10 protein-coding genes are annotated in these 12,060 nt (G+C 65.7%); 5 read left to right on the top strand and 5 right to left on the bottom strand.

Annotated elements, in window-relative coordinates; translation table 11 throughout:
* Window positions 1-429: 429 nt before the first annotated feature.
* A complete protein-coding gene (locus tag ACQR0W_RS19900) occupies window positions 430-1,371 on the bottom strand; it encodes an acetamidase/formamidase family protein (protein WP_315711483.1) in 942 nt (313 codons plus the stop codon).
* Between the two features lie 130 nt (window positions 1,372-1,501).
* Here ACQR0W_RS19900 and ACQR0W_RS19895 point away from each other — a divergent pair, with 130 nt between their 5' ends.
* Window positions 1,502-2,290: a YdcF family protein gene (locus ACQR0W_RS19895; protein ID WP_315711485.1), complete on the top strand. Its 789-nt coding sequence runs from the start codon at window positions 1,502-1,504 to the stop codon at window positions 2,288-2,290.
* Here the strand turns inward: ACQR0W_RS19895 and ACQR0W_RS19890 are convergent.
* Window positions 2,287-4,134, bottom strand: a complete 1,848-nt coding sequence (locus tag ACQR0W_RS19890; protein ID WP_316170321.1) for a tetratricopeptide repeat protein — start codon at window positions 4,132-4,134, stop codon at window positions 2,287-2,289. The genes ACQR0W_RS19895 and ACQR0W_RS19890 overlap by 4 nt on opposite strands.
* Before the next feature lie 186 nt (window positions 4,135-4,320).
* On the opposite strand from ACQR0W_RS19890, the gene ACQR0W_RS19885 reads away from it, so the two are divergent.
* From ACQR0W_RS19885 to ACQR0W_RS19875, 3 genes are all read left to right on the top strand, one after another.
* A complete protein-coding gene (locus tag ACQR0W_RS19885; RefSeq protein WP_315711487.1) occupies window positions 4,321-5,106 on the top strand; it encodes a DUF169 domain-containing protein in 786 nt (261 codons plus the stop codon).
* Window positions 5,107-5,236: 130 nt separating this feature from the next.
* The gene (locus ACQR0W_RS19880; RefSeq protein WP_316170095.1) at window positions 5,237-6,415 is read left to right on the top strand and encodes a saccharopine dehydrogenase family protein; all 1,179 of its coding nucleotides are present in this window, start codon (window positions 5,237-5,239) and stop codon (window positions 6,413-6,415) included.
* 39 nt (window positions 6,416-6,454) lie between these two features.
* On the top strand, window positions 6,455-7,633 hold the full coding sequence (locus ACQR0W_RS19875) for a saccharopine dehydrogenase family protein (protein ID WP_316170096.1): 1,179 nt from the start codon (window positions 6,455-6,457) through the stop codon (window positions 7,631-7,633).
* On the opposite strand, the gene ACQR0W_RS19870 is transcribed toward ACQR0W_RS19875, so the two are convergent.
* The 3 genes from ACQR0W_RS19870 to ACQR0W_RS19860 all read right to left on the bottom strand — a co-directional run bounded on the left by ACQR0W_RS19870 (window position 7,630) and on the right by ACQR0W_RS19860 (window position 11,745).
* Entirely contained in the window at window positions 7,630-8,904 is a 1,275-nt protein-coding gene (locus ACQR0W_RS19870) for an O-antigen ligase family protein (protein WP_316170097.1), read from the bottom strand. The genes ACQR0W_RS19875 and ACQR0W_RS19870 overlap by 4 nt on opposite strands.
* A gap of 87 nt (window positions 8,905-8,991) precedes the next feature.
* Window positions 8,992-10,521, bottom strand: a complete 1,530-nt coding sequence (locus ACQR0W_RS19865) for an undecaprenyl-phosphate glucose phosphotransferase (protein WP_316170098.1) — start codon at window positions 10,519-10,521, stop codon at window positions 8,992-8,994.
* 153 nt (window positions 10,522-10,674) lie between these two features.
* Entirely contained in the window at window positions 10,675-11,745 is a 1,071-nt protein-coding gene (locus ACQR0W_RS19860; protein ID WP_316170322.1) for a glycosyltransferase family 4 protein, read from the bottom strand.
* On the opposite strand from ACQR0W_RS19860, the gene ACQR0W_RS19855 reads away from it, so the two are divergent.
* Window positions 11,695-11,847, top strand: a complete 153-nt coding sequence (locus ACQR0W_RS19855; RefSeq protein ID WP_315755033.1) for a hypothetical protein — start codon at window positions 11,695-11,697, stop codon at window positions 11,845-11,847. The genes ACQR0W_RS19860 and ACQR0W_RS19855 overlap by 51 nt on opposite strands.
* The last annotated feature ends 213 nt before the right edge of the window (window positions 11,848-12,060 follow it).

Raw genomic sequence — 12,060 nt, 5'->3', positions numbered from 1 at the left:
CTCCAGCAGAAGCGCTTGACGAGCTGCTGTCACGAATGAAAACACTTGGTGTTGCGACCACCGATTGAGCCCGCCGGGCGTTCTCGGCTGCACCTGTGGTACCTGCCGCCTGCATTTTTCTCGCAGGCGGGCCGCAGGCGCCAGCCGGCGCCTGGCCTTCCCTGCGCCCTCCGACATTTCAGAGGGTGAGATCTGCAGCATGACCCGGGCAGGATCTGCCGCGGCAGCGCGACGTCACGCGTCGTTCGATGCGCTCCCTCGCGCGGCATCAATGGCATCGTCCCCGCGAACGCGGGGACCCATAACCCCAGGGAGCAGTTGGCTTGCGCAAGTCCAACCACCTCGCGTCACGACTTGGTTCGGTGGTTGGGTCTCTGCGTTCGCAGGGACGACAGCAGTGTGTTTGGCCCGACGCTCAGCCCTGTCTTCTCACCCGTGCACGACGGCCTTCGCGATCATGCAATGAATGCCCTTGGAGCCGTTGACAGTCTGGGTCACCCGCAGATCGGCGGCGAGGCTGCACAGCGTGTAGGCGTCCTCGCGCGACAAATTGCGCTTCTCGCCGAGCAGCACGATCATGTCGCGCAGCGCCTTCACCGCGCACTGGTCGAGGTCGGGGTCCATCGCCATCGTCATGTAGTGGGTGGCCGTCTCGGCGCGCGGATAGTCGAAGTTGAGATCCTTGCGCACGGTGAGACGGAAACGCCCCTGCAGCGCGGTCTCGATCGCGGTGACGCAGACCTCGCCGTCGCCCTGCACGCCGTGGCCGTCGCCGCAGGAGAACAGCGCGCCCGGCACGAACACCGGCAGATACAGCTTGGCGCCGGCGCCGAGCTCCTTGTTGTCGAGATTGCCGCCCATCGCACGCGGGATCAGCGAGGTGATGCGGCCCCAGGCCGGCGGCGGCGCCACGCCCATCACGCCGAAGAACGGCGCCAGCGGCAGCTCCAGGCCCCACGGCAGCTTGCCGACCATCCGGTCCTTGTCGAGCGGGATGTTCATCAGCCGGCTCTCGTGGAAATCGTCGGGCAGGGTGCCCGCCAGCGGCCGGATGAAATTGTAGCCCCAGTCCTGCCGCAGCTGGACGTCGAGGATGTCGACCTCGAGCACGTCGCCGACCTCCGCGCCCTTGACCGCGATCGGGCCGGTCAGGATGTGGCCGGGCACCATGCGCTCGCTGCGGGCGTGGACGTCGAACAATTCCGGCGGCACGTGGAATTTGCTGGTGTCGGGCACCACGTCGGGCCCGCCGCTGATCGAATCGATCGTGACCTCGTCACCGCTGTCGATCGTGAGCACCGGCTTCAGCCGGGATTCGAAGAAGCCCCAATGGCAGGTCTCGGGGCTCGCGTGCAGATGGTGATGGGCCATGGTCCTCTCATTCGTACCGGTTCGGGACCGAGCATAGCGCATCCGCCGGCCGCCGCAGAGAGATGGCGACGCATGGCCGCTGTCGTGTATGAGGGCGGCCGTGGCACCTCACTCCGCGCCGGAGCTCGCAATGTTCTTTGTGCTGTCGAAGACGCTCGGCCTGCTGGCACTGCCGACCAATTTCATGATCGCGCTGGGCCTCGCAGGCGCCATCCTGATGCTGACCCGCTTTGCCGTGCTGGGGCGCAGGCTGGTCGTCTCGGCCATGCTGCTGCTGGCGATCGTCGGCCTGACGCCGCTCGGCAGCCTGATGCTCTATCCGCTGGAGAGCCGGTTTCCGAAATGGGACCCGGCGAACGGTGCGCCCGACGGCATCATCGTGCTCGGTGGTCCCGTCGATTCCGACCTGTCGGTCATGTACGGCATGCCGGTGACGGTGGCGGGCGCCGACCGGGTGATCCAGGCCGCCGCGCTGGCGCGGCGCTATCCGAACGCGCGCATCCTGTTCACCGGCGGCAGCGCCAATCTGATCGCGACCGAGGCCAAGGAGGCCGACGTCGGCGCCGAGATCCTGCTCAGCCTCGGCGTCCCCAGGGAGCGGCTGTTGCTGGAGCGGCAGTCGCGCAACACCTACGAGAATGCGATCTTCTCCAAGGCGATGATCTCCCCGAAGCCGGGCGAGCGCTGGCTGCTGGTGACCTCGGCCTATCACATGCCGCGCTCGGTCGGGCTGTTCCGCAAGGCCGGCTTTCCGGTCGAGCCCTATCCGGTGGACTGGCGCGTCGGCCGCGTGCTCGACTTCGACGGCATCTCGCTGCTCGGCCTGCGGCGCGCCGACATCGCCGTGCGCGAATGGGTCGGGCTCGTGGCCTACCGCCTGCGCGGCCGCATCGACGATCTGTTTCCGGGACCGGCCTAGGCAATCGTCTTGCTGAAGCTCGCCGCTTTCGCGGCCAGCTCGCCGCGCACGCGCGCGACGACCGGCTCGTAGCGGCAGCTCGAATCCTGCCGGAACAGCCGCGCGCTCGGATACCACGGGCTGTCGTCGCGATCCCTGAGCCAGCGCCAGTCGGCCAAGTATGGCAGCATGATCCAAGTCGGCCGTCCGAGCGTGGCGGCGAGATGCGCGACGCTGGTGCAGACCGTGACGACGACATCGAGACAGGAAATCAAGGCCGCAGTCTCGACGAAGTCGGTCAGCTCGCCGGTGAGGTCGCGGATGCCGCCCTGCTGCGCCAGCAGCGCTCTGTCCGAGGGCCGCAGCTCCTTTTGCAGGCTGACGAAATCCGCGTCGAGATCGAGCAGCGGCAGCAAGGTCGACAGCGGCATCGAGCGGTTGCGGTCGTTGCCCTGGTGCGGGTTGCCGGACCAGACGAGGCCGACCCGCAGCCGGTCATGCGCCCCGAGCCGCTGCTCCCAGGCCGCGATGCGCTCGGCCGGGAGCGGCGGCAGATAGGACGCGGGCGGGACGGTGGCGAGCGTGGTGCCGAAGGCGAGCGGCAGGCTCATCACCGGGCAGTGCATGTCGAAGGCCGGCCGGTGCAGCTCCGGTGCGAACGCAAGGCATTGGGACACGCCTTCGACACCGGTCAGCAGCGGCCGCAGCGCCTCGCGGACCACCAGGATCACCCTGGCGCCGCGCGCGGCGACCATCGGCAGGTAGCGCGCGAACTGGATGGTGTCGCCCAAACCCTCGTCCTCCTCGATCAGGAGGGTCCTGCCGGAAATGTCCTCTTTGCCCAGCCATTTCGGTTCGACAAAGCGCGGATAATCGGGCGAGAAATCCGGCATGTTCCAGCGTGCCTCGCGCCGCGCCCAGCCCGCGGCGTAGTCGCCGCATTGCAGCTCTACATGGGCAAGCTGCCAGGCCGCCTTGGCGTGACCCGGCTCGAGCGCGAGGATCTGCCGGTAGACGGCGGCCGCATCCTCGAAGCGCAGCAACTGAAGCAGCGCAAAGCCCTTGTTCAGCAGCACCTCGACGAAGTTCGGGCGCAGGCTCAGCGCCTCGTCGAACCACGGCAGCGCCTCCGCGTTGCGGCCGAGGCAGACGAACGCATCACCGAGATTGTTGCAGACCATCGCCTCGGTCGGCGCCAGCGCATGCGCGCGTTCACAATCGGCCAGATACGCGTCGTAGTGTTTGAGCTCGCGGAGGCACCGGGCGCGCATCTGCAGCGACTGCAGGTCATTCGGCTGCTGCGTCAGGCAGATCGTGAAGGCCTGGGCGGCTTCCTCATAACGCTGCTGCTGATGCAGCAGCAGGCCGCTCTGGAACGCGGCCTCGCGGTGCGAAGGATCGATCGTCAGCGCGTGCTGATAGCTCAGCAGCGCCTCGGCGCCACGGTCGAGCGCCAGCAGCACGCCGCCCATATGCTTCCACAACTCGGCCTCGTCGGGCTTGAGCTGGATCGCCTTGTCGAAGACGGCGAGGGCGTCGTCGAGCCGGCCCATCTGCTTCAGGGTGAAGCCGAGGCTGGTGAGATAGTCGATCTTCGGCGTCTGTCGGATCGCGCGCGAGAACCACGCAACGGCATGGTCGTGCTGGCCGGTCTGCAGCGCGATGATGCCCATCAGCGCAAGGCTGTCGGCGTGGGCCGGGTCGGCCGCCAGCGCCTGCTCGCAGCACATCTGGGCATCGAGCAGACGCCCTCCGCCGAGGTGATGCAGTCCCGCCTCGTAGAGCGCGGCGGGCGACAGCACGGGCGTTCCGCCGGGGCCGGCCGTTGCGCTCTTGGCGCCTTCCTTCCGGTCGCTGCGGGTCATCGACTGATCCTGTCCGAGGATCGAAAATTCATAAGTGATTCCCGTAATATCGAGAAGGATCATGGTATGGCGGGCGAGCCCGGAGGGCGGAAATACTGGCATCACGCGGTGCGAGGGTCTAACAAGCGCCCCGAAGTCGAACCACGCATTGGACCGGCAGGCGGTGCGGTAGGGAGGGAGCGCCACATGCAACAGCCGAACGGGACGGACAGGCTGGATCTGGCGGCCATGGTGGCCGATCTCAACGGCCTGCTGCGGCTGAAGACGACCGTGATCGGCATCAAGATGTTCGCCCGCGTCGAGGACATGGAAGCGGTGGAGAAGATCCGCCGGCCCAACGCGGTGCACACCACCGACCAGATCGTCAGCATGGCCTCGCGGCTCGGCTGGACAGTCGGCATCACCGGAGATGATCTGGTCGGCGCGCAGTGCCGCGCGGTGATCGGGCTCGGCCCGCAGGACGACACCTGGCTCGAGGGCGCGAACTATGTCGGCGTCTGGCACGGCACGGCGGAGGACGCGCGCAAGCGACAGGAGGCGCTGGATGTCGTGCCGTTCGGCCGCTACCAGGCCATGGCCGTCAGCCCGCTGTCGAGCGGCCGGCTGGACCCGCCGGACATCTGCCTGGTCTATGCGACGCCGGGACAGATGATCATCCTGATCAACGGCCTGCAATATGTCGGCTACAAGAAGTTCGAATGGGGCGTCGTCGGCGAGACCGCCTGCGCCGACTCCTGGGGACGCGCGCTGAAAACCGGCGAGCCGAGCCTGTCGCTGCCATGCTTCGCCGAGCGCCGCTATGGCGGCGTGCCGGACGAAGAGATGCTGATGGCGCTGAAGCCATCCGATCTCGCCAAGGCGATCGCCGGCATGAAACAGCTTGCCAGGAACGGCCTGCGCTACCCGATCGCCCCCTACGGCATCCAGAACGACGTCCGCGCCGGCATGAATGTGTCTTATGGAAAAAAGTAGACCGCAAACTCCGTCATTGCGAGCGCAGCGAAGCAATCCAGGGCTGAGGACGGGACTCTGGATTGCTTCGTCGCTGCGCTCCTCGCAATGACGGGGCACTAAAATCGCAGCTGATCGCTAGGGAACAAGAATGACGTCATCCAAGTTCGATATCATCGTCTATGGCGCGACCGGTTTCACCGGGCAGCTCGTCGCTGAATATTTGGCCACGCAATATGGCGGCGACAGCTCGCTGCGCTGGGCGATGGCGGGCCGGAGCCTCGACAAGCTCGCGGCTGTCAGGGACCAGATCGGTGCGCCTGCCGATACGCCGCTGATCGCGGCGGACGCCTCAGATCCTGCATCCCTGCAGGCCATGGTGGCGCAGACGAAGCTGGTGCTGACCACCGTCGGTCCCTATCAGCTCTATGGCAACGAGCTCGTCGCGGCCTGCGCCGAGACCGGCACCGACTACGTCGATCTGTGCGGCGAGCCGGTGTGGATGCGGCAGATGATCGACAAGCATCAGGCCACCGCCGAGAAGAGCGGCGCGCGCATCGTGTTCTCCTGCGGCTTCGATTCCGTGCCGTTCGAGCTCGGCGTCTATTTCGTGCAGCAGCAGGCCAAGAAGGTGCTCGGCGCCGCAGCGTCGCGTGTGAAGGGCCGCGTCCGCGGCATGAGCGGCACGCTCTCGGGCGGCACCGCGGCGAGCGCCAAGGCGACCTTCGATGCGGTCGCCAAGGATCTGAGCCTGGTCGCGATCCTCAAGGACTCGTTCGCCCTGACGCCCGGCTTCAAGGGTCCGAAGCAGCCGTCGGGCAACAAGCCCGTCTATGAGGAAGATCTGCAGTCCTGGACGGCGCCGTTCATGATGGCGCTGATCAACACCCGCAATGTCCACCGCTCCAACATGCTAATGGGTTTTCCCTACGGGCAGGACTTCGTCTATGACGAGATGGTGCTGACCGGCCCGGGCGAGAAGGGCGAGGCCAACGCCAAGAAGGTGATGGCGGCGAATGCCGAGAAAACCGGCCCCAACGCGCCGAAGCCGGGCGAGGGTCCCTCGAAGGAGGAGCGCGAGAACGGCTACTACAATCTTCTCTTCGTCGCGATAGCCCCCGACGGCCGCCAGGTCCGCGCATCCGTGAAGGGCAACCGCGATCCCGGCTACGGTTCGACCTCGAAGATGATCAGTGAATGCGCCGTCGGCCTGTTGCGCGACGGCGCCGGCGTGAAGGGCGGGTTCTGGACCCCGGGCGCGGCGCTCCGCGACAGCCTGATCCAGCGGCTGGTGGACCACGCCGGCCTGACGTTCACGGTGGAGGGCTAAGAGCGGTGGAATCCATCCGCCGCGGCCCAGAGAGCAACCATGACGTCGGCTAAATTCGACATCGTCGTTTATGGTGCAACCGGTTTCACCGGCCAACTCGTGGCCGAGTATCTCGCCGCGCGCGGTAGCGGCGAAGCCAAGCTGACCTGGGCCATGGCTGGGCGCAGCCGCGACAAGCTCGCCAAGGTGCGCGATGCGGTCGGAGCGCCGCCTGATCTGCCGCTGATCGTGGCCGATTCCAGCGACCCCGGCTCCATTCGCACGATGGTCGATCAGGCTAGACTGGTGTTGACTACGGTCGGACCCTATCAGCTCTACGGGGCCGATGTGCTCGCCGCCTGCGTCGCTGCGGGGACCGATTATGTCGATCTCTGTGGCGAGCCGCTGTGGATGCGCCAGATGATCGAGAAGCATCGAGATGAGGCGGAGCGCAGCGGTGCAAGAATCCTGTTCTCGTGTGGCTTCGACTCGGTGCCGTTCGAGCTCGGCGTGCTGTTCGTGCAGCAGCAGGCAAAACAGGTGCTAGGTGCGCCACAGCCGCGCGTGAAGGGGCGCATTCGCGGCATGAGCGGCTCGCTGTCGGGCGGCACTTCGGCGAGCGCCAAGGCAACAGCGGCGGCATTGACCGCCGATTTGAGCCTTGTGGCGATCATGAAGGACCCGTTCGCGCTGACGCCGGGATTCACCGGCCCGAAGCAGCCACCGGCCAACCGACCGATCTATGAGGAGGATCTCCAGTCTTGGGCCGCGCCGTTTGCAATGGCGCTGGTCAACACACGCAACGTCCATCGTGCCAACGTGCTGATGGGTTTTCCGTACGGGCAGGACTTTGTCTACGACGAAATGGTGCTGACGGGCGATGGAGAGGAAGGCCAAGCCAACGCCAAGTTGGTCATGGCGGCAAATGCCGAGAAGACCGGCCCGAATGCGCCCAAGGTCGGGGAGGGGCCCTCGAAGGAGATGCGGGACAACGGATACTTCGACCTGTTGTACGTCGCAGTGTCTCCCGACGGACGGCGCGTTTGCGCGTCGGTGAAAGGGAAGGGCGATCCCGGCTACGGTCTGACGGCGAGGATGATCAGCGAATGCGCCATCGGCCTGCAGCGCGATGGTGCCGTTGTGAAGGGCGGTTTCTGGACGCCCGGCGCCGCGCTCGGCGACAGCTTGATCAAGCGGCTGGTCGACCACGCCGGCCTGACGTTCACGGTGGAGGATTAGTAGGCTGCGATGTGCGGGCCGATCCCTGCGGATCGGTTCGCCTCGGCCTGATGGGCGCGCGTGGCGGCGATCATGCCCCACATCGTGCCGAGCATCAGGAAGAAGTGTCGCCAGTGGTCGGTGTCGATGATGAAGCTTTCGCCGACGGTGCCGAGGAACGCCGAGAACACCGCGATGTAGGTGCGCTGCCAGGGCACGCGCACGAACAGATAGCGGAAGCCGAGAATGACAGTGGTGAACACCAGCGCGGGATAGCAGATGCCGGACAGCCAGCCGCCCGACATGAAGGCGTTCAGATAGGAGTTGTGGGTGTCCTCGGGGAAGTAGTTGTGGAACTGCAGCGGCCCGATCCCGAACGGCAGGTCGAGCGCCATGTCGGCGCCGAGAATGTGGCGTCCGAAGCGTCCGAAGCGGCCCTCGTCATAGCTCTGGTCGAAGCTTGCCCGCTGCTTGAACATGTCGGCGATGGAATCGATCGAGAGCAGAACGCCGATCAGGACGATGCCGGCCACGGCGGCCGCCAACGTCATGAAGATGATGCGGGAGCGCTCGCCCCGCGTCTGGCTGGTGAGCACCATCATCGCCAGCATGAAGGCGGCGGTGAGGACGAGGCCGCCCCAGGCCGCGCGCGAGAAGGCGAGCAGGATGGCGAGCGCCATCACGCCGAGCGCAAAGCTGGCGCGCAATGTCGCGGCGAAGCGGGCGGTCACGACGTTCTGCAGCGCGAGCAGCGCCGGCAGGATCAGGAACGCGCCGAGCACGTTGGGGTCCTTGAACGTGCCGCGCGCGCGGCCATACAAGGTGAGGAGATCGTAGCCACCGGGCACCAGATGGAAATAGCCGGCGACACCCGCGAGGGCTGCGATCGCGCCGCCCATCACGAGGCCGCGCCGGAGCATGTCGAGCCGCGATTCGGTATCGTCCGACGTGAGCATGGCAATGAAGATCGCCGTGAACGCCATGTACCAGGAGGTGGCGATCCAGGTCGCGATCTTGGAATCGTCGAGCAGCGGTATCGCGCTGATCGTGTAGCCGAGATTGACCAGGACCAGCAACAGGAGGAGCGGCAGGAAGACGAGGCGCAGCCTCATGCCGGTCGCGAAGAACACCGCGGCGGAGGCGAGCGTGACGAGCTCATAGGGGCTCGGTTCGATGAACACGATGGCGCCGGAGACCCCGACCAGCCAGACCAGCGTGCGCTGCAGGGCGACGACGCCCGGAGGGGCGATCGGCCTGGATGCGAACTCTTCGGCTACTGCCGTCACGGCCATCGCGAACTCACACTCATACGCAACGCATGGCGGGATCGGCCAGACACACGCGCGAAGCGGACGTGGGCCCGCTCCGGATCCCCGCAATCAATAGGCGTTCTCGCTCTTGGTCATCAGCGCCAGCGGCGTCTTGAGCAGGATGTAGAGGTCGAACAGCACGGACCAGTTCTCGATGTAGTAGAGGTCGAACTCGACTCGCTTCTGGATCTTCTCCTGGTTGTCGATCTCGCCGCGCCAGCCGTTGATCTGGGCCCATCCAGTGATCCCCGGCTTGACGCGGTGGCGGGCGAAGTAGCCGTCGACGGCCTCGTCGAACATCCGGTTCTGCAATTTGCCCTGCACGGCGTGCGGCCGCGGACCGACCAGAGAGAGGTTGCCCTTGAACACCACGTTGAACAGCTGCGGCAGCTCATCGAGGCTGGTCTTGCGGATGAAGCGGCCGACGCGGGTGACGCGTGGATCGTTCTTGGTGACGACCTTGGACGCCGTGGGATCAGCCTGGTGGTGATAGAGCGACCGGAACTTGAAGACGTCGATGCGCTCGTTGTTGAAGCCGAACCGCTTCTGCCGGAACAGCACCGGTCCCGGGCTGTCGAGCTTGATCGCAAGCGCAACCAGCGCCATCACCGGCAGTGCGAGCAGCAGGATGAGGCCGCCGACCAGTCGATCGAACAGCATCTTCATCACCAGGTCCCAGTCGGTGATGGGAGCCTCGAACACGTCGAGCGTCGGGACCGCGCCCAGATAGGAGTAGGAACGCGGGCGGAAACGCAGCTTGTTGGTATGGGCCGAAAGGCGGATGTCGACCGGCAGCACCCACAGCTTCTTCAGCATGTCCAGGATGCGGGTCTCCGCCGAGATCGGCAGCGCGAACAGCACCAGGTCGACGCGGGTGCGGCGGGCAAACTCGACGATATCGTCGACCTTGCCGAGCTTCGGCGCACCGGCGCAGGCTTCGAGCGATCGCGAGTCGTTGCGGTCGTCGAACACGCCGAGGATCTCGATCTCGGAGTCGTCCTGCGCCTTCAGCGCACGCACCAGGTCCTCGCCGCTCTGGTCGGCTCCGACGATGATGGTCCGTCGATCGAGACGTCCTTGCCTGGCCCAGCTGCGGATCAGGTTGCGCAGCACGACGCGGCTCGCGATCAGCGCGCCGAGCCCCACGAAGAAGAACGCGGCGAGCCAGAGACGGGAGACTTCGCTGCCGATCTTGGCGAAGAAGGACAGTCCTATGAACAGCAGGAACACGAAGCAGTAGGACGAGATCATCCGGGTCATCTGCCGCACCTGGGCGCGGAAGACCTGGATCTGGTAGATGTCGGCGGCCTGGAAGCACACCACGGCGCTCACGGCGAGGCCGACGATGGCAACGAGATACTCCCAATGGAAGCCGCTGAGCGGAACCACGTAGCCGAAGTAGACGGCGCTGCCGACGACGCTCAGCAGCACGAAATCGGTGATGCGGACGATGCCGGCGAGGACGATCGGAGAGTAGGCGCGGTGAACCTTCTGATTGGCGACCGCCAGGGCCGCCGGCGACAGGCGGCGACGTCGTTCAACGGCCGGCTTACCTGCCGCGGCCGTCGATGCGGCCGTGGCCGCAGCAGCATCCAACATCGAGCGAGCGTTGATCGGTTCCACAGTCGTACAAGCCCGGATTATGTTTGTTAGTATTTGTGGTCATGTAAGCGCTGATAGCGCCGGGGGAAATTCCCCACCGGCGGGATTAAGGGCCAAATCGGAAGAAACGGTTAGCGATGGTAAATGACGTCAGGTCTTGGTAAACGCCTCGCGGTAGCTGCCGAGCACGCCCTCGACCATCGCCTTCTGCGAGAAATGCTGGAAGATCCGCTCGCGCAGCGCCTTGGCGCGCAGCTGCGCGGTAGCCGGATCGTCCAGTGCGGCTGCAATGGCGTCGGCCAGCGCGGTCGCGTTGCCTGGCATGAACATCGCGTCGTCGTGCGCCCCGAAGATCTCGGGGATGCCGCCGACCCTCGCCGCGATCATCGGAACCCCAGCGGCTCCCGCCTCGATCACGACATAGGGCATGGAATCGCCGCGCGACGGAACGACGAGCAGTCGTCCTTTGGAAAATCCGTCGCGGGCCTTCACATGGCCGATGAAACGCACCGCGGCCGCAAGACCGAGGCGTTCGACCTGGGCTTTGAGCTTCGACATCTCCTCGCCGTCGCCGCCCAAGGTCAGCGTCAGCGGCCGGCCACGGGAGCGCAACTGCGCGACAGCGTCGATCAGCAGATCCGTGCCCTTGATGTGCCTGAACTCGCCGACATAAGCCAGGTCGGTCTGGTCCTGAGCCGGCGTGACCGGGTCGAATTCGCCTGCAGTGACGCCGTTGAAGACGCAATTCACCAATCCGTTGGGATGGCCGATCATGCGCTCATAGGTATCGCGGGCGAAGGCGCTCTCGAACAGGAAGAGATCCGTCCGGTTCATCAGCGCACGTTCAAGCCGGCCATACAGCGCGCCTTTGAGCGTGTCGAGCGGGTAGTGCAGCGAGCCGCCGTGAGGCGTGTAGATGCGGATCGTTCCTGGCCGATGCGGCAGCAGGCGTACGAACGCGCCGGCTTTGGCGCCGTGGCCGTGCAGCACGTCGGGGGCGAGCGCGCGGGAGAGGCGATGGAATCGGCTGAGTGCCAGAATGTCGCTCGGCCAAGGCTCCCGATGAATGGGAACGCGGTGCACGCCGAGTGTCAGGCGAGGCGCGATCTGGGCCAGCGCGGCATCGGCGCGTTCGCCGCCGGTCAGGCTGTCCGCAATGATGCCCACGTCATGCCCGCGATCGACCTGGCCGTTGGCAAGGTCGAGGATGTGCCGAAAGATGCCGCCGACGGGAGCTCTGACCGCGTGAAGGATTTTGAGAGGTTTGTTCTGCGACGGTGCCATGTCGAACTCGCCCGCGCCATCGGCCTGCGCGTGGTTTAGCCAGGCGTCGCTGCGCGAGCTGATCTGACGACTGGCGGATAGAGGAAGCACGGGCGCCTCTCGTCGCTGAATATTGATAGCTCCAACCTCGATAGAGGCTTGATGGTTAACAAAGTCTCACTTGTCGTCACTGCCGGGCAGGTTCGCTCCAGCATTGTGACGATCTGGCGCAAGCCTACGTGTTGCAAGCAGCATTTGGCGAAGGATGACGAT

Source organism: Bradyrhizobium sp. HKCCYLRH1034 (genome assembly GCF_051168375.1).
Classification (GTDB): domain Bacteria; phylum Pseudomonadota; class Alphaproteobacteria; order Rhizobiales; family Xanthobacteraceae; genus Bradyrhizobium.
Note: the sequence above shows the minus strand (reverse complement) of the source record. Positions and strands in the feature narration are given on the sequence as shown.